The organism is Lewinella sp. W8 (assembly GCF_004375085.3).
Taxonomy (GTDB): Bacteria; Bacteroidota; Bacteroidia; order Chitinophagales; family Saprospiraceae; genus Neolewinella.
The window spans coordinates 106,586-129,726 of the sequence record NZ_SNAQ03000008.1 but is presented as its reverse complement, the minus strand read 5'-3'; the positions used below and the strand labels follow the sequence as shown (position 1 = coordinate 129,726).

The window sequence follows — 23,141 nt, the reverse complement described above, 5'->3', positions numbered from 1 at the left end:
AACCCCAAACCGTTTACCGCTTCTACCTAACCACTCTTGATTATGCGATTAGCTTTTTTATTACTGCTATGTTCCCTCACTGTTTCGTTGGCCGCACAACCCGATCGTTGGCAACAACGTGCGGAATACCAAATGAACATTGACGTAGACGTCAAAAAAAATCAGTATGCCGGTACGCAGCAGCTGACCTACTACAACAATTCTCCGGATACCCTGGACAAGGTGTTTTACCACCTTTACTTCAATGCCTTCCAACCCGGGAGTATGATGGACGTCCGCAACCTTAACCTTCCCGATGCGGATGGCCGGGTCGCGGATCGGATCAGCCTACTGGCGGAAGACGAGATCGGCTACATCAAGGTGAAAAAGCTAAGCCAGAACGGAGCCGCCGTACAGTACGAGACGGTGGGTACCATCCTCGAAGTAGCGTTGAATCAACCCATCTTACCGGGAACCTCCGTCCAGTTTGACATGGAATGGGATGCTCAGGTACCCCTGCAGATCCGCCGCTCCGGCCGGGACAATGCCGAAGGGATTGAATACAGCATGGCCCAGTGGTATCCCAAAATGGCGGAATATGATTACCAGGGTTGGCACGCCAACCCCTACGTAGGCCGCGAATTTCACGGTGTTTGGGGAGACTTTGACGTGAAGATTACCATCGATCGGGACTACGTCGTCGGCGGAACGGGATACCTGCAGAACCCCGAAGAAATCGGTTACGGCTATGCTCCCGAACCCAAAAAGCGCAAGAAGAAAATCACCTACCACTTCAAGGCGCCTAACGTTCACGATTTCATGTGGGGCGCTGACCCGGACTACCGACACCTCACGAAAGAAAGGGAAGACGGAATGACGATGCATTTCTTCTTTCAGCCGGGAGAGCGAACGACGGAAAACTGGGAGAACCTGCCCCGGGTGATGGATGAGGCGTTCAGCTACATCAATGAACACTACGGTCACTACCCCTACGAGCAGTACAGCTTCGTGCAGGGGGGGGATGGTGGCATGGAGTACCCCATGGCTACCCTGATCACCGGCGAGCGTTCCTTTACCAGCCTGGTGGGCGTGTCGGTCCACGAACTGATGCACAGCTGGTACCAGATGATTATGGGGACCAACGAAAGCCTCTACGCCTGGATGGACGAAGGGTTCACGAGCTGGGCGAGCAGTGAGGTGATGAATCACCTGCGCAAGCAGGGGCTGATTCCCGGGGAAGCAGTAGAAAACCCCCACGCCCGCACCTTTGCCAGTCTGCGGGGCTTCCGCCAGAGTGACCTGGTGGAGCCACTGACCATTCACGCGGACCACTTCGCAACGAATGCCGCCTACAGTGTGGCGGCCTACGTGAACGGCAACGTCTTTCAGGAGCAATTGCGCTACATCATCGGCGAAGAAGCCCACCAGCGAACCCTGCTCCGGTACTTCAATGACTGGAAGTTCAAGCACCCCAACCCCAACGATTTCATCCGCATTGCCGAGAAGGAATCGGGCATGGAACTGGACTGGTATAAGGAGTACTGGGTGCACGGAACGGATTACGCCGACTACGCCGTGAAAACCGTCGAAGCCGCGGGAGATGCCACCGAGATTACCCTGGAAAAAGTCGGCCGGATGCCGATGCCGCTGGAAATTCTCGTTACCCTCACCGATGGCAGCGAGCACTGGTACTACACGGCTCCGCGGATTCTCCGGGCCACCAAGGCGCAGCCGGACTACGCCAGCAACTGGAACGTGCTGGAAGACTGGCCCTGGACGCACCCCACCTACCGCTTCCGCGTTCAGCACAACCTGGGTAGCGTACAATCCGTACAAATCAACCCACGTGGACGGATGTTTGAGGACGACGTGGAAAACAATAGCTGGGGGGAAGAGTAAGCCCCTAACTGGCCCGTTTGCGGGACGAGAAGACCGGAAGTCGTACCATCCTACGGCTTCCGGTTTCCTATTTCAGGCACGTCAGGGCGGTCTTCCAATCACAATCGTCGGGTGACGGACATTAGGTTAATCGCAGGTTAATTCTCGCCGAAAGAGCAACACTTTGTGTCCCGAGGGTATCAAGATCATAAGAACCACCTCAAACCAGACGTTATCGCCCGACCAACCTCCACTATGAAAGTTTTAATACTCAGTAAAAAATTCCCCTATCCACTTAAAGATGGCGAAAGTCAGGCCATCCACGGTTTGAGTAAGAGCCTGGCCGAGCTGGGGTGTGAGGTAAGCCTGCTGGCCATGAATACCAGCAAGCATTTTTTCTCGGGTACGGAGTTGCCGGAAGAAATGGGGCACTACCAGGAAGTCAGGACGGTACAGGTCAACAATGACCTTTCGGCACTGGACGCCCTGAAAAACCTGGTTACGGGAACGTCTTACCACATCAGCCGCTTCGATCAGGAAAACGTGCACCAGTTGCTGGCCAGCTGGCTGCGGGAGTGCACCTTTGACGTCATTCAGCTGGAAACGCTCTACCTGTCGCCCTACATCGCTACGATCCGGCGGTACAGCGAGGCTGCCGTGGTGATGCGATCGCACAACGTGGAACACGAAATTTGGGAGCGTTACAGCGTGAACGTCAAATGGGGACCTAAGCGCTGGTACCTGCGTCACCTGACGGCTCAGCTCAAGGATTACGAGCAGCAACAGCTGAACCAGTACGATTTGCTGCTCCCGATCACCAAACGTGATCGTGATCGATTCCTGGCCATGGGCTACCGGGGAAGCCACTACGTACTCCCGATCGGTCTTGACGCCGTTTGTGGGGAAGCCCATTACGAAAGCTACCGCAGGCCCCTGAGCCTGCACTTTATCGGCTCCCTGGACTGGATGCCCAACCTCGAAGGACTGCAATGGTTCCTGAACGACGTTTGGCCCGACATCCACCGGCGGTTCCCGGAGCTGGAATTTCACATTGCCGGGCGGAATATGCCCGCCTATTTTCATCAGCTGGCGATGAAGAACGTCGTGGTACACGGCGAAGTGGAAAGCAGTTGTGATTTCGTTTCCGAGCACAGCATCAGCATTGTGCCCCTCCTGAGTGGGGGCGGAATGCGGGCCAAAATTCTGGAGGCCATGTCTCTGGGGCGGGTAGTCATCAGTACCTCCATTGGACTGGAGGGCATCAACGCCAAGCACCGCCGTGATCTCTTCGTGGCCGATACGCCCGCACAGTTTGTGGCGGCCCTCGAAGACTGTTATCGCCGGGGTCGTAAGCTGGAGCGCATCGGCCGCAACGCCACGGCCCGTTTCTATCGTCACTACGACCGTCGCACTTTGGCGGCCAACCTTCTGGAACGCTACCATAAACTGATTTCCCGGGAACTTCCCGTCAAGTAAACCTGGTCGGGAAATGGGCCTTGCTGCTCCGGCCGCTTTACCTTTGCGGCATGGAACGATTCTGGAAAATGCTCAAGTGGAGCTTGCTGGCCCTCGTGGGCTACGTGCTCATCATTCTACTTTACGGAACCTTCACCGACTGGCAGCCTACCGGTACCGAAGAACTGAGCCCGGTGCACGAATCAACGACGGCACCCGAGCTTATTCAGGATAGTGTGGTAAGCCTCCTGAGTTGGAACGTGGGCTACGGTGGCATCGGAGCCGAAGACTTTTTTTTCTACAATAAGGGAGACTTTTTCTGGACCGAATTGGGAACCGTGCGCATGTCACGGGAAAGAGTTGAAGCCAACGTTGCCGGTCAAACCGGGGTACTGACGGCCATTCCCAGTGATCTGTATTTGTACCAGGAGGTAGATACGGCGGCGAGGAGAAGTCACTACACAAATCAACTGGCCGCGGCCATCGACGCCAAGCCAGCCTATGAGGCGCATTACGCACCAAACTTTCAGAGCCAACGCGTTCCGCTGCCCATTTTTCAGCCCTGGGACCACTATGGATACGTACACGGCGGCCTGATTTCGCTGGCCCGCTATCGAACCAAACTAGCCGAAAGAATTCAGTTGCCGGGAGAATTCCCGTGGCCAACGAAGCTGTTTCAACTGGACCGTTGCGCGCTCCGGCAAGTATTCTCCACTGCCTGGGGCAAGGACCTGGTGGTGTACAATGTGCACCTTTCGGCCTACGATAAGGGAGGCAATATCCGGCGACAGCAAATGGATAAGGTCCGCGAACTCGTGCTGAAGGATTACGAAGCGGGTGCATATGTCGTAGTGGGCGGAGACTGGAACCAGTTGCCCCCTGGCTTTAACTGGTTTTCCCTCAATCCCACCGTACAATCGGTAGAGTTGCCGAAGGCGATCGCCCACGATTTTATGCCCCCGGGATGGAAGTGGGCCTACGATCCGGGCACGGCTACCGTCCGGGAGTCCGACAAGCCCTTTGACGGCCACACCAATCGCCTGTCCCTGATTGATTTCTTCCTGGTGAGCCCCAACCTACGAATTATGGAGGCCAGGGGGATTGACAACGGATTTACCTATAGTGATCACCAACCGGTGACGGTAAAGTTGATGTTTCTGCGGTAAACTACGGATTCTGCGCCCCGATTGTCCCGAAAACAGGGCGGGAGAGCAAACTGCTTTACCCGCTGAGTGTTTGAAGGCCAGAATTCCTTGCGCGCTCTTAGTAGCATGTTTAGAGGTGCCGCAGGGGAGAACGAATAAGTTGATATGTTTACGGTAGCGCATGGCCCTAGGTGATACCATTAATTTGGCCGGAGGCAGGTGCAAGGTTTTCTGGTCGGGCCAGGGGCGTAAGAACGAACTCCCGCTCCGGGCCGCATACGCAAATGGCCGTAACCGTTGACTACTAAATCTTTTAATACTATGAGAAGTCTACTCCATTTACTGTCCTTTAGTGTGTGTTTTTTTCTGGTGGCCTGCGGCGATACCACCCCGGCTACCGAAGAGCCTACGGCGGACCAGCAGGGAAAAAAGCTGGAGATCACTCCCTTTGAATTGCCACGGGAAGCCGGGGAGAATCCCGCCGCGGAAGGCTTCAATATGGCGGCATCTGACCCGAAGGCCGTCGCGATTGCGGACAGCATTATGAAGTACCACGGTGGGCGTGCGGTTTGGGACAAGAGCCGCTACCTGCAGTGGAATTTCTTTGGCGCCAGAAAGCATTACTGGGACAAACAGGAGCGGCGGGTACGAATTGAAGTGCCGAGTGAAAATATGGTCTACTTACTGGACTACAGCGGAGATAAACCGGCCGGGCGAGTCCGAAAGTTGGGGGACGAAATCACGACTCCCGACTCGCTGGACTACTACCTCGGACGAGCCTTCAGCATGTGGATGAACGACAGCTACTGGCTGGTGCAGCAATTTAAGCTTAAAGACGCCGGAGTAACCCTCAAATATGCGGGAGACGTCAGAGTGGACCCCAAGATGAACCGCCCCAGTTACCTGATCGACCAGACCTTCAGTGAAGTAGGAGATACCCCCGGAAACCGCTACCGTCTCTACGTGGATAAAACCAACTTCCGGATCAACACCTGGGAATTTTACCGTAATGCAGCGGACCAGGAGCCGGCCATCCAGACGGAATGGTCCGACTACAAGCCCTACAACGGACTGATGATTTCTTCAGATCGGGGTGGACGTTTTCAGCTCTCGGAAATTGCCGTGAGTGAAAAAATGCCCGCACGCTTGTTTGAAGAATTCTAGCGCTAGGCTGGATTTTGGTTTGCTGGCCGGATTACTAAAGCGTAGTCAAACACTTAGAACCCAATCCGCTTGCGCTGAATGCTCAGGTCCTTGGTGTTGAGCTTGAGATGGGTAACGTCTGCTTTGAGCAGGGATACCTTACCGTTGGCTTTGTTTTCCTCCTTATCCGCCATGCGGAGATCGTGACGGCGTAGGATGTCGTCAACGATTTGCCGTACGGAACGGGCGTTGCCGAAATAGTTGTCCCGGTACTTGTGCAGGAAGGAAAGGTAGTCGGCCAGATGCTTCTCCGCTGCGGCAGTGAGGGATGCCCCCGCCTTATCGAACATGGTTTTGGCGATGGCGAGCAGTTGTTCTGGGCTGTAATCCTCGAACCGCAGGATTTTATCAAAGCGGCTGCTCAGCCCGGGGTTGGCTTTAAGGAAGGTATCCATATTGTCCGGGTAGCCCGCTACACAGACGAAGAATTCTCCCCGACGGTCTTCCATCCGTTTAAGGAGGGTCTGGATGGCCTCGTCGCCAAAGTCTCCGCGCTGACTTGATTTTTGGGTCAGGGCGTAGGCTTCGTCAATGAACAGCACCCCTCCGATGGCCTCGTCAATTTTCTTGGCAGTCTTATCGGCGGTTTGACCGACGTATCCGGCCACCAGTCCCTGGCGGTCAGTTTCCACAATGTGGCCGCGCTCCAGAATCCCTAGGGCGTTGTAGAGTTTTGCCAGTATCCGGGCCACGGTCGTTTTTCCCGTTCCGGGGTTGCCGACCAGTACCGTATGCAGGTGGAAGGCATTGAGTACGTCCCGGTCAATGCGTCGGTAATACCGGACGAGGCTGATCAACTCCCGAATTTGGGCTTTGATGTTGTCCATGCCGATCAGGGCATCCAGTTCGGCCATACCTTCCTCCAGCAATTCGTCATTGATGGGGATCGCCGGGCGATCCGGGCGGGATTTGGATTTAATTTTTTCTACGTCCCGCACTTCAATGGTACTGAGTACTTCCTCGCTCAGCTGCGCGGTCTTTTCCTCGTTCTCCATCAGGCGCAGGGCCATCTGAACCTTGGCCTTTTCGATCAGGTCGTGGATGTATCGTGCGTTACCGAAGGTGCGGTCACGGGACCGGAAGGCCTTAACGATCATCTCGTCCAGGCGGGCTTTGGCCGCCAGCGTAAGGCGTACCCCAAGCTGTTCACTGGCGTAATCCGCGATGGTGCTCAGCTCCTGGGGGAGGAAATCATTGAAGTCGTAATGGTGCTTGAAGCGCGACTTGAGTCCGGTGTTACTGTCCAGGAAACGTTTCATCTCCTCGGGGTACCCGGCTACTATGACGGCCAGGTCGCCTGGCCCGTTAGACATTTCCTTCACCAGAATTTCGATGACCTCACGGCCAAAATCCTTTCCGTCGTCATTACTTCGGGCCAGGGCGTAAGCTTCGTCGATAAACAAGACTCCGCCACGCGCTCTTTCGATTACTTCACGGGTTTTTGGTGCCGTCTGACCAATGTATTCTCCCACGAGGTCCACCCGGTCTGCCACCACGGTATGCCCGCTACTGAGCAATCCCATCTTTTTGTACAACTTGCCCATCATTCGGGCCACGGTCGTTTTTCCCGTTCCGGGGTTGCCACTGAAGACTGCGTGAACGTCGATTCCCTTATCCATCTCAAATCCCCGCTGCTGACGCAACTGCAGGAAGCGGATGTAGACGGCGTGTTCCCGGATCTGTTGTTTGACCTGGTGCAGGCCGATGAGGGCGTCGAGTTTGCCCATGATGTGTTCGAAGCTCTCGGTGTCTTCCGTATCCGGAGCGAGTACGAGCGGTGTGTCCTTGCCCGGCAGGTAAACCGCCGGGAACCCGACGGCGGCCTCCGAGGTGACTTCAAAGGGAACGCTGGCAATCAGCTTGTCGAGGAAGATAATGTCGGCCGTATACTTGTCCTCCCGCCAAAGGTTGGGATTGGCGGCTCCCCAGCCGGCCGTAATCTTGAAAATGTCCTGACCGGATTTTACCTGTTGCAAGCGAATCACCTGCCCCTTTAATTCCCGACTTTGGTTATGGAATTTGGTGAATAACTCCATGTGCCAGTCAGAACCCGGTTGGAGGTTCTGGAAGGTCAATTCCAGGTAGATGTAGCGGGTCTCCTTTACGGAAAATGATTTCAGGTAAACCCGATCATCTTCGGAAACGTCATCGTAGGGGCCTTCGTAGAGACGGATGGATTGAATGTCCAGGTACTTATTGGATTCTTCCTCGTCATCCCAGCGGTCTTCGTCGGCGGGACGGTCGGCCGGTTCGATGATGTAGAAATACTTGCTACCAATCTTCTTTCCGTCAATGTAGGCTTCCCAGAAATAGGTTCCCTTTTTCCAGAAGGTTCCGCGTTTCTGGTTGCCCCAACCCTCCCGCAAATAGATGATGTGGTCAAACTTGCTGACCTCCTTTTCGATGGTCAGACTGCAGATTTCCCGCTGCTTCTGATCCTCGATGCTGAAACACTTCAGGTCAACCCGCAGGGACCAGTCTTCAACGTCAAAGTGTTTGTTGTAAAGAGATAGTTCCGTGTATATGTACGCGGTCTCGAACCGGTCAAATACCTGCCGATACTTCTTTACGTTCTCCCACAGGTATTCCGTAGAGTTATAGACCTTAAGTTCCTTGAACTTATAGGGGAGAATATCGACAGACTTTTCTTTGCCGGTGCGCATTATAGTAAAGTAACACCGAATTCCTTTCCTGTGCAAACTTGATGGGCACGGGGAATACCGGTAAGCAATTAATAGTTCGCAGCCCCCTTAAATAGTTCCAAAAGCCGGCCGTGAATCTCCAAACAAAACAGCGGAATGAGGAGGTATGTTGTACGTCCGCAAAGCAAATTAAAGCCCCGGAAAAGAAGAGGTAGTTTATCGCCAAAGGGGGAGCGGAACCGGGGTGCTGAGGTAGCCGTAAGTGCCTCGTTTTGTGGGCGGTCGGTAAAAGAAAAAAGGCACGCCGGAACGAGCCGGCGTACCCCAAAACCACCTATCTAAACTTGCAAGAGGCATAATTGCCGTCCCCTTGCAAGTTGGAAAGATGAACGTGAAACTGTGATTTTTACTTTTGGTTGTGAAAAAAGGGGGAAAATTCATTTTAGGTTGGCAAAACGATAGTTTACCGTTAATTCCCAATTAAATTTTGCCCGCTGGGGGTTGTTGCAACTATTTAAGCTGGAGGGGCCATTATATTCACGATAAATACCAAATACCCCCCCGCCATGCAACAAACCGCATTAACCGATATGAGGTGGCGACGATTTGATGGTCGCCCGATTACCCTGCCCATTCAGGAGGCGGTGCAGGAGACGATTCTTCGGGAAAAGGCTCGTGGACACCGACTGAAGGTTTGCATCGGAACGGACTCTCAGGTCCGGGGCAAAACGGTTGAATTCGCTACCGTGATCGTCTTTCTTCGGGAGAAAAAGGGTGGGTTCATGTTCATTGCCAACTACAAGAATGTGCAGAAGATGTCCATCCGCGAGCGAATGATTCTGGAAGTTGCCCGGTCCGTAGAGATCTCCTATGCCCTGTGTAACCTGCTGGACGAGCACGACGTAGCCCTGGAAGTCCACGCCGACATCAACACCGACCCCAGCTTCGAAAGCAATACGGCACTCAAGGAAGCCATGGGCTACATCCTGGGCATGGGATTCGTCTTCAAGGCGAAACCGGACGCCTTCGCCAGTTCCTACTGTGCGGATAAGGTTTGCTAACCCGACCGGACCGTTCTCCCCGAAGGCGGCATTAGCGAGCAGCTGATGCCGCCTTCTTCTTTACCCGGCCACCGGGAAAAACACGGCACCTGCTCCGCCATAATCAAAGAAAAACCGCCACCCAATCATTCCGCCAGTTCCGGGGCAGGTTTCTTTTCCGGGGTAGCTACTGGCTTTTTCCACCTTGGTCGACGGAAATACCAGTAGGAGAAGATAAACATCACGATCCAGTAAATGATTTCCACGCTCCAGGCCAGGGCCATGGTTCCCCAGCTGCTTTTCACCACGACCAAGATCAGGGCAACGTAGCCAAGGGCACAGCCAAACTGGAGTTTGAGCGCCAGCCCGGTGTCGCCAGCTCCGATGAGCCCATTGAAGAAAATACTACCGAAACTGAAGGTGGTGAGAATGCCCCCGAGTACCCAAAAAATGGGGTAGGCGGCGTCAATCAAGTAGGCCCGTTCGTCTCCGAGAATGGGGTAGAGTACTTCCTGGGGGAAGACGAGTAAAGGCAGTACCATCAGGGCGGTGATGCCGAAACACAGGATGGAGGTTTTCCAGAGTACGGTCACTACGTGTTGGGGTTGCTTACTACCCACGAAATAGCTGGCCATGGTGTTGATGCCCGTGCAGAAGCCCCAGGCGGGAATGGAAAGAATAAGGTAGGCGATCCGGACGATATTCGTCACGGCCAGCGCCCGCTCCCCGAAGTTTTCCACCAGTCCGAAGAAAACGAAGGCGCTGCCCAGGCCGACGACGGACATAGCGACAATGGGCACCGAAAGACCGATGATTTCCCGGATGATGGCCGGATCCCATTTGGGGAGTTTAAAGATCTTGTACTTGCGGTTTTTGCGGTCCAGGATCATGTAGATGATGAAGATGACCAGGGCCACGTATTCGGCGATCGTACTGGCCAGTCCGGCACCGGCGATACCCATTTCGGGGAAGCCCCATTCTCCGAAGATCAGCGCCCGGTCAAGAATGATGTTGACCGCCGCCAGGATCACCGTATCGATGACGATAAAGACGGGCCGGGCGATGCCCGTATACAGGGCCACGCAGGCCACCCCAAAGTAACTGGCGAATACCCCCCATTTTCTGGTATCCAGGTATTCCAACGCCTTATAAAAAATGACGTCGGAGTCCACCAGGCTGGCAAATAGCCAGTAGGCACCATAGGTCATGAAGAGAAAGAGAATTCCCGCCAGAATCAGTTCAAAGTATACCGTGCTGTAGAAGGTCCTACCCACTTCCTCGGGGCGCTTTTGACCGGCCCGGAGGGCCATCATGATCTGGCCGCCCCGACTGAAACCGAAGCCGATGGCCGCCACAATGATGTAAAAGGTGGCCACGAAACCAATGGCGGCAAAGTCGTCCTCACTGCGGTAGTACAGGAACACGCTATCCGTCATGGCCACTACGTTTTGCGCAGCGGAGCCAATAATGATAGGGATAGATACCTTCCAGATGTCCCGGTATGAGGTGCTTAATTCCACGTCGTAAAGATAGCCGTGTCGGGGGCATTTTTGCGTGTGGGAAGATAATCCTCCCGGACGGAGTTGATGCGTTCCGGAAATACGATACCCTAGTTCATCGATTCGTTGGCCCGGCGGGAAAGAGGAAGGCCGAACCGGCGATAGTGAGCTGGGAAATGTTACCTTGGTTTCCATGGCAAAATCTTCACTTTCCTCCCGGCTGACGGCCGGGCTCCTCGTGGCGGCCACCGGTATCGGGGCCGGAGATCTGGTGATCTCGGCCATTGCCGGCGCAACGTCTGGCGTAACCCTGGTGTGGGCGATTCTTCTGGGGGCACTCCTCAAATACGGTATGAACGAAGGACTGGCGCGCTGGGAATTGGCCACGGGCACCACGCTCCTGCAGGGCTGGATCGAAAAACTCCCGAAGGGTATCGCGGTATACTTTGGTTTCTACCTGGTCTTCTGGGCTTTCCTGGTGGCGGCCACGCTCATCACCTACGTGGGGCAGGCCGCGAACGCAATGCTTCCGCTTCCGCTGGAGCCCCAGCTGGCTGGATTGGTGTACGGGGGGGCGCACTCCCTGGTGGCCGCCTTACTGATCTACCGCGGAGGCTTCAGGTGGATGGAGAGAGTGATGAAATTCTTTCTGATCCTGTTATTTTTCCTCATCATCACGGCGGCGGTGCTCGTCTCTCCCGACTGGGGAGAGGTAGCCTCCGGTGTATTCAGCCTGGAAGGACTCACCGACGTGGCGTCCTTCATCGCTGTCCTTACCCTGATTGGCGGGGTAGGGGGGACGCTGACCATCCTGTGTTATTCCTACTGGTTACGGGCGCAGAGATCGTCGGAGCCCGTGACCGCCGCGGAGGTCCGCCTGGATCTGGGGGTGGCGTATGCGTTAACGGCCCTGTTTGGCATCGCCATCATGATCATCGCGGCGGGTGTTCGCCCCGAAGTTGCTACCGGTTTCAAATTGGTCTCCGCCCTTTCCGAAAGGCTGGGGGAAGTTTTGGGGGATTTCGGCCGCTGGACCTTTCTGATTGGATTCTGGGCGGCGGTATTTACGTCCATGATTGGCGTCTGGAATGGAGTGCCGTATCTGTTTGCGGACTTTGCACGCCGGTATCGGGGGCGCTACCTGCGGCAAGTGCCCGTGGATGTTCCGTTGGACAAAACGAGGCAGTACTTTCTTTTTCTCCTCTACCTGGCTATTCCGCCCCTCGTGCTGGTGTATACGGGGAGGCCGGGGTGGATTGGTCAGGCCTACGCCCTGTCGGGAGCCTTCTTTATGCCCTTTCTGGCCCTGACCATTCTTTACCTGAATAACCAGCCAGCGTGGATGGGGGCGCTGAAGAACCGTTGGCAGAGTAATGTATTGCTGACGCTGTGCTTACTGCTGTTTTTGGTGCTGTTCCTGGTGAAGCTTTGGGAACAATTCTGAAGGAAACAAGCGATTAGCTCTGGCCCAGTTCCCGGGCCCGCTGCAGTGCCGCGGCCGCACCGCTTTTAATGTCTTCGAAAACGCTCGTCGCCCGGAACGTTTTCATGGCGGCCTCCGTTGTCCCTCCTTTGCTGGACACCCGGTCAATCCACTCCTGACAGCTCAGGTCATTCTTCATCTGTAGCTCCACGGCGCCCCGAAAAGTCTGGGCAACCAAAAGCTCCGCCTGACTTGCATTGAAGCCCATATCCTGGGCCGCTTCAATCATCGCTTGCATGAAGTATAATACGTAGGCCGGGCCACTCCCGGAAATGGCCGTGGTGGCGTCAATTTCCTCCTCCTTTTCCACGTAAATGGCCTTCCCGGTGGTGTTCAGCAGGTTTTGCACGAGCACCAGCTCAATGCGGGTTACCGCTTCACTCGCCGTGTAGGCCGTCATGCCCAGCCCGATCTGGGCGGGAAGATTAGGCATGGCCCGAATCACCTTTTCTACCCCCAGTCCGTCCTGAATGGTTTTCATGGTTACCCCGGCCATAATGGAAAGGTAAACCTGCTGGGGGTCGGCGGCGGGACGAAGGCTGGCAAAAAGTGCTGCGCTGTCCTGCGGCTTTACCGCCAGAATAATCAGATCGGCGACGTTCAGACACCCGTCCGGACTGGTATGGATAACCCCAAGGTTTTCTTTACTCAGAGCGGCAGCCTTTTCCGGACTGCGTTCCAGCATCATCAAGTCTTCCGGTTGAACGAGGTGGGCACGTAGCAGGCTGCGGGCATAGGTTTTTCCCATATTCCCGCCACCGATGATCAGAATTTTCATGGGGTGATTTTGGCAGGACAAAATTACGGCACGAAGCGTAGATCGGGTAACCGGGTGCATTTTTAGCGAGAAAGCACCTATTTTGCGGTTTTTGACCCTATTTGGTGCAGATTCCAAACAATTAGCGTTTGTTTGGAATTGTATCTATTGTAATGACACTAATTGAGATTGAATGTTATGAGTACCATCGAAGAGGCTATCCAACAAAGGAATTTTAAAACCCCCGATCACCGGGCCCAGGTTAACATCATTTACACCGCCGCGTGGCTGAACCAGGAAACCGCTTCGGCACTGAAGCCCTACGGTCTTAGCCTGCAGCAGTTTAACGTACTCCGAATTCTTCGGGGAAGAGGAGAGGAGCCCTCCACCGTGAAGCTCTTGACCGAGCGAATGATCGACAAGATGAGCAACGCCAGTCGACTGGTCGACAAGCTCAAGCAAAAGGGACTGGTGGAACGACGGGAGTGTTCCACGGACCGTCGCCGGGTGGACATCCTGATCACGCCCAAGGGCCTGGACCTCATCCAGGAAGCTTCTGACGCCGTAGAGCGCCTCCGGAGAAATTCCTTTTCGCGCCTCACCGACGCAGAAAATGAAGAGTTGAGCAGATTACTGGATAAACTTCGCGGATAGTCTAAAAGACACCAGCGGTTATTCAGGTGGGAACTGTTTCGGGTACGTCTTGGTGCTGTACCCGAATCGTCCAAATGTTCCGACTTCTATTTCACCTGCTACTACTGATTACTACCCTAGTTAACGCCCAAACCCTTTTGGCCCAGTCCCGGCTTGCGATCAGCGGAGAAGGTACTCATCTCATTTACCAAGACGGCGGAGCCCCATTTTTCTACCTGGCCGATACGGCCTGGGAGCTACTGCACCGATGTGATTACGCAGAAACGAAGACCTACCTCGCGGACCGGAAAAAGAAGGGGTTCAACACCATCCAGTGCGTGGTGCGGGCGGAACTGGAGGGCCTGACCACCCCGAACGCCGAGGGAGCGCTTGCCCTGATCAACCAGGATCCCACCCGACCCAATGAGGCCTACTTCACCCACGTCGATCGGGTGGTTCGCCTGGCGGATAGCTTGGGCTTGTTCCTCGCCCTACTGCCGACCTGGGGGGATAAGTTTAACCTGAAGTGGGGTGTGGGGCCGGAAGTTTTTGATCCGACCAACGCTGAAACCTTCGCCCGTTTTCTCGGCGAGCGATACGCCGATAATAACGTTATCTGGATACTTGGAGGGGACCGTAATCCGGAGGAGCCCGAAGACTTTGCCATCATCAGGGCCATGGCCAGGGGCATTCGCGCGGTGGTGGGGGACCGGCAACTGATCACCTACCACCCCCAGGGAGGGTACTCTTCGGCGGATTTTTTCGCCGAGGATGACTGGATCGACTTCCACATGTTTCAGACGGGACACGGGCGCCTGGACGACAAGGCCAATTATGATTTTCCGCGTCGGGTCCGGGCATTGAAGCCGGCTAAACCGGTCATCAACGGCGAGCCCGCCTACGAGGACCATCCCATCAACTGGCGGCCGGTAAACGGCTGGTTCGACGACTTTGATACCCGGCAGGTAGCCTGGTGGAGTGTGCTGGCGGGTACGGTAGGACACACCTTTGGGAACCACAACATCTGGCAGATGTGGCGCCCCGGGCGGGAACCCATTTCCGTAGCCAGAACGGACTGGCACGAAGCCCTCCACTACCCGGGAGCGGCACAGATTGGCCACCTCGGTCGATTCATGGAGCAATTGCCGTACTGGAAAATGACCGTTGACTTTAATTTCCTTAACGCCGCTCCCAACAGCTCCGGACGCGAAGTATTGCTGAGTAAAACGGAAGACGCCAGCATCGTCATCGCCTACACCCCCTACGGAGATACCCTGGAAGTGGAGGAAGATAAACTACGTCCGGACGCAAAATTTTACTGGTTTAATCCCCGGACCGGCACCCAATTCCGCTTCCAACCCGGACGATCGGAGGATAAGCTATTGCTGGACCCTCCCCTGGATCCGCGCCGGGGGAACGACTGGGTGCTCCTTATTCGGTAGGTTGCCGGCAGACCTCCACGAACTGCCCGCCAGCCGTTTCCCCCACCACCGTTCGCGCCCAGTAGAGTTGATCGCTGTGCAGCGCAATTCTGGGAAATCCCGAAGCCCGCGCCCCGCTTGCCGGAGACAGCTTCTGGTGAGCAACGGAATCGTCGGGAGCGATGACCCAAAGCGAGAGAAAAACTTCCTCCGATTTTTCGTCCACGCTTAGCCCCGTCACGAAAGCCGTTCCCGAGTCATCGAGTTGGAGGTCGACGCGGCCAAGCGGACTTTGATCGTCCAGAACGACTGGTGCGGTGAAGCGGCCCACCGCTCCATCGTAACGGGCGAACTGAATCCGGGGTCGCTCCTGAGCGCCGGTGAACCAGGCGACCGCCACCTCACCGCCGGCATTGCTGCCCAGGGCCGGCCCGTTGACCGGGCAGCCACTGATCTCCCAGTTGTCGGCGTGAACGAGCTGGGGTGTTGACCAGCTGCCGTCACCCGTGGCTTTGGTCACGTAGCCGATGTCCCGAATTTCGTTTTCCGATCGGTCGCGGTAGGCGACCATGATCAGTTCATCGGTGGCCACGGTTGCCGTATTGCAGCAATCGCAGACGCGGTGGTCAAGCTCCATGCTCACCGAATCGGATACTTCTTTGGTACGTAAGGTCATGGCCCCGCCATGGCCGTGGCCATGGTCGTCTTTGGAAGACCCGGCACCTGCGTCCGCGCCCGATTTAGTATAGCGCCCGTCCAACCAGCTGACCTGTAACCCACCACCCGGCAACTGGGCGGAGGACAGGAAGCCGTGCTCGGCCGAAACGGTGTCCTGATGCAGTTTGGCGGGTAATACGGTGGAGCGGCGACCCTGATTGAGCACCATAATGTCGTAGTCGTAGGTGCCACGGCCGGAATACTGTAACCAGTGAGCGAAGCGGGCGCTGTCGGAACCGCGATGATAGGGGACTACGGAGGGGAAATCCGCCCAGTTGACGAACCAGTTGTCGCCCCGACTCACTTCTACGGAATCCAGGAGGAGGGGAAACTGACCGACGTCGGCCATCATCAGGCGGTGGCCGTCGGACCTGGAATCCACGTAGGACAGGACGAGATGATCGCCGTAGGGATAAAGTCGGGCTAGATGCGTACCACGCGACAGCTGATAGCACTCCGGTGAATGGGGTTCCGTCGTGCAGCCCACGAGGATAAGACCGAGAAAAAGAACAACGTATTTCATGTGACGGTAAACGAAACGGGCCCGCAGACTTGCTGCGGGCCCGGGGTGTTTTCATAACGGTGGTGTATGTTTAGCCGAGGCCCAGGATCTTGCGGTTGGTTTCCGCATCCGTGCCGGCGTCGGCAAAGTCATCGAAGGCGCGCTCGGTGACGTTGATGATGTGTTCGGCGATGAAGGGAGCACCTTCGGCGGCACCCTGGTCGCTGGATTTAATGGCGCATTCCCATTCCAGGACCGCCCAACCGTCGTAGTTGTACTGGCTGAGCTTGCTGAAGATGGCCTTGAAGTCGACCTGTCCGTCGCCCAGGCTGCGGAAGCGTCCGGCGCGATTGACCCATCCGGCGTAGCCGGAGTAAACGCCCTGACGGCCACTGGGATTAAACTCGGCGTCCTTGACGTGGAAGGCGCAAATGCGCTCGTGGTAGATGTCGATGAATTCGAGGTAGTCCAGGCACTGCAGCACGAAGTGGCTTGGGTCGTAATTGATCTGAGCGCGGGGGTGATTGTCCACGTGATCCAGGAACATTTCAAAACTGGTACCGTCGAAGAGGTCTTCTCCGGGGTGGAGTTCGTAGCCAACGTCTACGCCGCATTCGTCAAAGACGTCGAGAATGGGTTTCCAGCGTTTGCCCAGTTCACCGAAGGCTTCTTCTACCAGTCCGGCGGGGCGTTGTGGCCAGGGGTAGAGGTAGGGCCACAGCAGGGCGCCGGGGAAGGAGGGGTGGGCCTTCAGCCCCATGTTCATACTGGCCTTGGCGTTCCACTTCATCTGCTGCACGGCCCACTCCTGGGTGGCCTTGGCGTTGCCGGCCACTTCGGCGGGCGCAAAACCTTCGTACATTTTCTGGTAGGCGGGGTGTACGGCCACCAGCTGTCCCTGCAGGTGGCTGGCCAGTTCGGTAACCACCAGGCCGTGGTCGGCGATCCGTCCCTTGAGATCATCACAGTACCCCTTGCTTTCCGCAGCCTGCTGGAGATCGATGAGTCGGCTGTCCCAGGTAGGAATCTGAATTCCCTTGTAGCCCAGGTTGGCCATGTATTTACAAATGTCGTCGAGGTTGTTGAAGGGAGGCTCGTCGCCCATGAACTGCGCCAGGAAAATGGCGGGACCCTGAATTGTGGTCATGATCTTTTTTTATTTGGTGCGGAAGATACCAAAGGATGGTAGAATGGTAGGACGCTGACCGAAGGAATTTACCATGAAATCGATTGCCGGACCGTAAGTCGGGGAATCCCTTTCGGCCGAACCCGGTCACGGCGGACTTTTAGCCTGAGAGGGAGGTTTTCGGAAGGGCCCGGAGGGCAGGTGCCACGAAAATTCCGGTGGCAAAGCAGATCGGAATACCCGGATATTCCGGTTGATGTCCGGCACCGCTCGGGGCGGTGTCGGGGGTAATCATTCATGCTCAGCAGTGAAGGGCTTATCGTACTTAATACCGGGATTAGAGCACCACATTCTCCGGCCTGCTTATCTTGCGGCCACGCCCACCAGATTTACCCCAAACCCACACCAATGATCAGAAAAAGTGTTCTTAAACCCGGAGACTACGCAGACTTTTACGCGGGTTACGTCGATGCCGTACCGGACTTGAGCCTGCGGTCGGCGCTCGGTGAAAGCGAGGCTGCGCTGTTGGATTATTTGACCAACGTGACCGAAGACCGGGAAGACTACGCCTACGCGCCCGGTAAGTGGACCATCAAGCAGTGCCTCCAGCACATCACTGATACGGAAAGAATCTTTACGACCCGGGCGCTGCGCATCGTGCGGGGAGATACGACGCCCATGCCTGGCTTTGATCAGGACGCCTATGCTGCCGTGGCCGACGTCGACCGACGGTCGTACCGACACATGCTGGAAGAATTCCGTCTGGTCCGGGCCGCTACCACCATCTTGTTCACCAGCCTGTGGGAAGAGGATTTAATGCGGGCCGGTACGGCCAGCGGCCACCGGATCACGGCGGCGGCCCAGGGATTCATCATTTGCGGACACACCTACCACCACGCCACCATCTTCCGGGAAAGGTACCAGTGAGGTACCCGTAAGTAGAGAGAATCGGGCCCGAACATACGAGGATGATCTCCTGATCGTTGACTTGGTAAGTTTTCCCCTTCGGTGACGGACTCCGAAAAACTGCGTCCAAACCACGTATCTTCGTAGACAAATCCCTCCGCCTGCACCCATGCGCATTCTCCTACTCGCCTTTTTGATTGTTTTGACTGCGGGCCTGAGCGCCGATGATTTATCCGTCCGCCTCCGGCTGCTTCTGCCCGGCGATGACCCGGCAACGGTCAACGAGCGGCAATTCCTCTACCAGCGCATTGATGGCATGTTGCGCTCGCTGCGGGAAGAGGACAAGATCACCCGGAAATCGCTGAACAAGCAGGTTTCCCGGATCAAGGCCCGGCTGGAGAAAAGCTACCTGCGCACCTACCGGGCGGAGGCGGATTTGGCGGCGGCCTTCCGCAAGGGGCACTACAACGACGCTACGGCGGCGGTCCTGACGGCCCTGACCTTCGAGCACTTCGACATTGATTACGACGGCTTCGTCGATCACTGGGAAAGCTACCTGGTGGCGGATCCCGCGGGAGCTGCCGTCACGGTCCGGCACCCGGCCACCGTCAAGCGGGACGATAAGGCCGAACGGGTATTCCGCCGGGAATACCTGTCCATCATCCGGGCGACCCTGGAGGAAGACATCCCGTCCATGACCGCCGGAGAAGCCGATGCTTTTTTCTACAAATACCACTATGCTCCGGAACGGAAGCTCACCTTCGGCCAGCTGTCGGCCTATCTCTTGTTCCGCCGGGCACAGGTGGCTTACGGAGAGCGGGACTACGCCCGCTGCATCACCCTGATTGACGAGGGAATGCGCCGGGAAGAGCGCCTGGCTTTTTTAGTTCTTCGCCGGGCGGCGGAGCTGCAGGTGGCGGCCATCACCCGTCCGGAAATGGAGGGCGAAGTGGACGAGTTTTTCCAGCAGTGGCGGGAAAATCCCGATAATCGCTATCTCCCCGCGGCCCTGCTGCAGCACTTCGATAAGGAACAGCAGCTCCTGCTGGCCCGCGAAGAGGAACACGAGGCACAAATCCTCCTGACGAGCTTTCTGGATCGGGCACCGGAGAACCAGACGGCGTGGGCCGAAAGTCTGCGGCAATTGCAAGATTTGCGGCTACTGACCCACTACCACAAAAAGGGACGCCTGGACCTGGCCAAGCGGATGGCCGAGCACCTCTACCGCCTGCAGCCCGAAAATGAGACGGTACGCTACATCCTGGGAGAACTCGTCATCGATGGTTTACGCAACACCTCGGCCAAGGGAGAGGAATTCCAGCGTCAGGTAGAAAGTGCGGCGGCCAATTATCCCTTCATTCAGCGTCAGGATCGCTTTGCCGACCTGCTGCTGCGAGAAAAGGCGTGGAAGGTACGTGACCTCTACGCTACCGATCAGGTTACGGAAGCCAAGCTGGCCCTGGCGCAATTTCGGGAGGCCCTGATCAACATTCCCATTGGCCGGGAACGTAACCTATGGACCCTGACGGTATTTGCCTCCGCTGCCGATTATTACTTCCGGATGGGGGACTACCAACTGGCCCGCAGCTACGTCAACGAGGGCCTGGAGTATGGGCCAAATGACCAGTACCTCCTGCATCGGAAGGAGGTACTGGCCAACTATTAGGCTTTTATCTTGAGCCTAGCGATAGGCCGTTCCGTTATGTTCAATAGGGTGCACAGTCGCGGCAGGTAATTTGTCGGTTAGCGCAAAGTTGTAACCCCTGCAGTGGCGTAGAGTTACAACCGTACTTTGCTTTGGGCCTCTTGGCCTGTGAAAACGATTTCTTTTCCACTTCATGTTAGTGTGTTCGTTGCTAGACTGTGGCCATTAGTCTGACGACTCAGACGCCAATCCTTAGTACCTCTTGAGAAAATACCCTATGATTCAGGTTAAATGGTGTTTCCTTTCCCCGAAAGGAAACCCAATCAGACGGGGTAACTAACGGACTTCCCGCCAAAGGATGTGGCCAATTGATCTTGTCCAATCTTACCTTCTTTGATGGTGTGGTCGCCTTTCGGGGAAAGGCGACACCAGGTGCTTACCCCTTGGATGAATGATTTCTACTGTAAGGTGATCATGATTTTCGTAAAGCCCGGAACCTAGGAAGGTTGAATCAAACATTACTGGATGAACTACAAATACCGGAGAGGTATAACGCTAATGCCATCCCACAAATTTCCTGCCGATACGGAATCATCCAAGGCTTAGATCAGTCAACCGATTAACTCACCGAATACTCTGCTCCTAGCGGATGCTTCCCCGCTGCCGACGTCCCTCGGCACGAGCACCCTTCTCAAATCGGTATTGCAGGTTCAACCCGAAACGCCAGCCGGTCCACTGGAAGAAATCCTCCTGCCGGAAGGTGGGTAGAAAGGTGTTTTCGCGAAAGTAACGCGGAGCGTACACGTTGACCGTAACGGTGTATTTATTGTCCCATTCCTTACTGATGGCCGCACTGCCGTTGAATACGCCGGGGTTTTCGGACTGGGCGTCTTCCCGGTAGGCGTTGTAGCCAATGCGGGTCTGGAAACTCAGCTCTTTGGGGAGTCTAATCTGGGCCCGGATGCTGGCCGTCCAGGTGGCAAAATCGAAATCGAAGCTTCTCCCCTCCACGTTGCCCCTTTGGCTGTAACCGTAGTAGCGGCCGTAGAGGTTGAAGTTAAGGGTTTCGGTAGGCCGGTAGCCCAGGTCTGCTTCGACGCCGTAGGCTCCCTCCCGCTGCAGGTTTGTGGGGCGCGAAATGATGGTGCCGTCGTTGAGGCCGAAAAGGTTGCCGGGCTCCTGAGAGAGTACGTTTTGGAAGTAGTCGGTAATGAAGGAATAGTATATCGCCGGGTTGAAGGTGAGTTTTTCCCCGCGCATCAGAAGGTTCCATTCCACCCGATTGGTGAAGGAGGGATTAAGGTCGGGGTTGCCAAAAAACAAACTGGAGGGCAGGCGGATGCCCGCAAAGGGACTCAACTGCCAGAAGGCCGGACGACGGATTCGCCGGGAGTAACTTACCTGACTACTGATGCCGTCGGTCAGTTTGTACTGAATACTGGCGGAAGGAAAGAGCTGCAGAAAATTCTTATTGATGTTGTTGGCGGCCTCCTCGCTGTTTTCGGTTTCAATACCGATGGTCTCTGCGCGCAGACCAAGTTGGAAACCGATGGCCTCCTTTTCGTATCCGTACTGGAAATAGGCCGCTCCGATTTGCTCGAAGTAGTCAAACTTGTTGGCCGCAAAACCCGGGATGGGCGCATAGCCATTTTCGGTGGCCCGCTCGGCGAAGTAATCGGAGCTGATCACCCGGCTTTCGGCCCGTAACCCCAGTTCAAGTTTTCCGTATTCTCCCAGCGGAGCTTCGTAATCGGCCTGCGCGAGGTAGTCTTCGCTGCTCTCAATGCTTTCCGTCTGGTAATCCACCACGGACGCCAGAGCCGGAAAGGTCTCTTCAATCATGACGCCCTGGCTTTCGGTTTCGGCCCAGCGATCGTGGCTGAATTGCAGCGATAGCTTTCGCTCATCCGAGAAATTGTGATTGTACAGCACGTCGATTTGCTGATACAGGCCGGGTTCCAGGTAGTCCTCCACCTGGCGGAGCGAACGAAACGGAACGAATTCCCCGTCGCTGTAGTCGTAGGTATTGACACTGATGTCGTCGTTGATGACGTCATATCTGGAATAGGAGGCCGTAAGGGTCCCCCGTTCACTGAGGTTGTAGTCAAAACCGGTGTAGACGGAATAGGCGCGGTCGTTGCGGTCCATGTCCGGGACGCGCACCAGGTTGGTGATTTCTCCCTCGATGGTGGACGTCCGGCTCAATTCACCGTCTCCCCGGAAGTTGGCGTAGCGCCCCCCCACGTTGGCGAAGGCGTTAAACTTCTCGTGGCGCAGGTTCAGGTTGACGTTGGCCCGGTGGTCGGCCGGGAAGCCCGTTCCCAGGCTGATGGTACCGCCGTAGCCACGCTGCTGGTTTTTCTTGAGGACGATGTTGATGATACCCGCCGAACCTTCCGCTTCGTACTTAGCCGAGGGATTGGTGATGATCTCCACCCGTTCGATGCTGTTGGCGGGGATGCCCTCCAAAGAACCGTTGTCGGCCAGGGCGGATGGACGGCCATTGACGAGAATCCGCACGCTGCCGTTGCCCCGAAGACTCACGGAGCCTTCCGCCGAGACGGTAACCGAAGGCACCTGAGCCAGAACATCCGTGGCGTCTCCGCCCTGGGCGAGGGCGTCTTTACCCACGTTGAAGACCTTCTTGTCCAACTTGAGTTCCATCTGACTTTTGTCGGCCCGCACTTCAACGGCTTCGAGGGTGAGGGCATCCTGGCCGATGGTGATGTTGCCCAGGTCGGTCTTGCCGCTAAGCTCAACGGGAATGTCCCGGGTAGCAAAACCGATAAATTCGATCTTCAGTTGGTAGTCACCGTGGGGAAGCTGTAAGGTAAACTGGCCTTTTTCGTCGGTGACCGTACCGTTGGCCAGGGTGTTTTCACTGGTGTAGGCGGAGACGGTAGCATATTCGAGGGGCTGTCCGTCTTCGGTCACCACGGTGCCCGAAAGGGCGGCTTTAATGGGGGAATTAGGTAAAGCAGTAGCTAAGAGGTTGCTGGCCAGGGCCAGTAACCCAAGTAGGGTAATTAAACGCATGGTTTGGTTTTTAGGGAGCGCCCGGGGCGCTCGTCGGGGGTACTTTAGAAGGTGGGGTTATGGGATAAGTCTGG

The 23,141-nt window shown here is 56.0% G+C and carries 16 protein-coding genes; 10 read left to right on the top strand and 6 right to left on the bottom strand.

All coding sequences use genetic code 11. The features are described 5' to 3' along the window. Positions 1-42 precede the first annotated feature (42 nt). The 4 genes from E1J53_RS10865 (at position 43) to E1J53_RS10850 (ending at position 5,621) form a co-directional block, all read left to right on the top strand. Positions 43-1,878, top strand: coding sequence for a M1 family metallopeptidase (locus tag E1J53_RS10865; protein WP_134270542.1), 1,836 nt, complete (start codon positions 43-45; stop codon positions 1,876-1,878). Positions 1,879-2,112: 234 nt separating this feature from the next. Further along, positions 2,113-3,333 carry a glycosyltransferase family 4 protein gene (locus E1J53_RS10860; protein WP_134270541.1) on the top strand — a complete coding sequence of 407 codons (1,221 nt, stop codon included), beginning with the start codon at positions 2,113-2,115 and terminating at the stop codon, positions 3,331-3,333. 50 nt (positions 3,334-3,383) lie between these two features. Then, a complete protein-coding gene (locus E1J53_RS10855) occupies positions 3,384-4,478 on the top strand; it encodes an endonuclease/exonuclease/phosphatase family protein (RefSeq protein WP_134270540.1) in 1,095 nt (364 codons plus the stop codon). A gap of 300 nt (positions 4,479-4,778) precedes the next feature. Next, positions 4,779-5,621, top strand: a complete 843-nt coding sequence (locus E1J53_RS10850; RefSeq protein ID WP_134270539.1) for a hypothetical protein — start codon at positions 4,779-4,781, stop codon at positions 5,619-5,621. A 53-nt stretch (positions 5,622-5,674) separates the two neighbouring features. Here the strand turns inward: E1J53_RS10850 and E1J53_RS10845 are convergent, their stop codons facing one another. After that, positions 5,675-8,323: an AAA family ATPase gene (locus E1J53_RS10845; RefSeq protein WP_134270538.1), complete on the bottom strand. Its 2,649-nt coding sequence runs from the start codon at positions 8,321-8,323 to the stop codon at positions 5,675-5,677. Between the two features lie 569 nt (positions 8,324-8,892). Here E1J53_RS10845 and E1J53_RS10840 point away from each other — a divergent pair. Further along, positions 8,893-9,363, top strand: coding sequence for a ribonuclease H-like YkuK family protein (locus E1J53_RS10840; protein WP_134270537.1), 471 nt, complete (start codon positions 8,893-8,895; stop codon positions 9,361-9,363). Positions 9,364-9,488: 125 nt separating this feature from the next. Here E1J53_RS10840 and E1J53_RS10835 read toward each other — a convergent pair whose 3' ends face one another. Continuing rightward, positions 9,489-10,862, bottom strand: a complete 1,374-nt coding sequence (locus E1J53_RS10835; RefSeq protein WP_134270536.1) for an MATE family efflux transporter — start codon at positions 10,860-10,862, stop codon at positions 9,489-9,491. Positions 10,863-11,034: 172 nt separating this feature from the next. Between E1J53_RS10835 and E1J53_RS10830 the strand changes: the two genes are divergently transcribed. Beyond that, entirely contained in the window at positions 11,035-12,285 is a 1,251-nt protein-coding gene (locus E1J53_RS10830; RefSeq protein WP_134270535.1) for an Nramp family divalent metal transporter, read from the top strand. A gap of 13 nt (positions 12,286-12,298) precedes the next feature. Here the strand turns inward: E1J53_RS10830 and proC are convergent, their stop codons facing one another. Beyond that, positions 12,299-13,102, bottom strand: coding sequence for a pyrroline-5-carboxylate reductase (gene proC / locus E1J53_RS10825; RefSeq protein ID WP_134270534.1), 804 nt, complete (start codon positions 13,100-13,102; stop codon positions 12,299-12,301). Positions 13,103-13,279: 177 nt separating this feature from the next. Here proC and E1J53_RS10820 point away from each other — a divergent pair, with 177 nt between their 5' ends. After that, complete coding sequence (locus E1J53_RS10820; RefSeq protein WP_134270533.1) at positions 13,280-13,735, top strand: MarR family winged helix-turn-helix transcriptional regulator; 456 nt, start codon at positions 13,280-13,282, stop codon at positions 13,733-13,735. 74 nt (positions 13,736-13,809) lie between these two features. Further along, entirely contained in the window at positions 13,810-15,156 is a 1,347-nt protein-coding gene (locus tag E1J53_RS10815) for a DUF4038 domain-containing protein (RefSeq protein ID WP_134270532.1), read from the top strand. On the opposite strand, the gene E1J53_RS10810 is transcribed toward E1J53_RS10815, so the two are convergent. Then, positions 15,146-16,375, bottom strand: a complete 1,230-nt coding sequence (locus E1J53_RS10810; protein WP_134270531.1) for a hypothetical protein — start codon at positions 16,373-16,375, stop codon at positions 15,146-15,148. The two genes, E1J53_RS10815 and E1J53_RS10810, sit on opposite strands and share 11 nt — an antisense overlap. A 70-nt stretch (positions 16,376-16,445) precedes the next feature. Then, entirely contained in the window at positions 16,446-17,501 is a 1,056-nt protein-coding gene (locus E1J53_RS10805) for a sugar phosphate isomerase/epimerase (protein WP_134270530.1), read from the bottom strand. Between the two features lie 387 nt (positions 17,502-17,888). Between E1J53_RS10805 and E1J53_RS10800 the strand changes: the two genes are divergently transcribed. Both E1J53_RS10800 and E1J53_RS10795 read left to right on the top strand, forming a co-directional pair. Continuing rightward, entirely contained in the window at positions 17,889-18,407 is a 519-nt protein-coding gene (locus E1J53_RS10800; protein ID WP_173021443.1) for a DinB family protein, read from the top strand. Positions 18,408-18,555: 148 nt separating this feature from the next. Next, complete coding sequence (locus tag E1J53_RS10795) at positions 18,556-20,052, top strand: hypothetical protein (RefSeq protein ID WP_134270528.1); 1,497 nt, start codon at positions 18,556-18,558, stop codon at positions 20,050-20,052. Positions 20,053-20,673: 621 nt separating this feature from the next. Here the strand turns inward: E1J53_RS10795 and E1J53_RS10790 are convergent. Continuing rightward, a complete protein-coding gene (locus tag E1J53_RS10790) occupies positions 20,674-23,067 on the bottom strand; it encodes a TonB-dependent receptor (RefSeq protein WP_134270527.1) in 2,394 nt (797 codons plus the stop codon). Positions 23,068-23,141 lie beyond the last annotated feature (74 nt).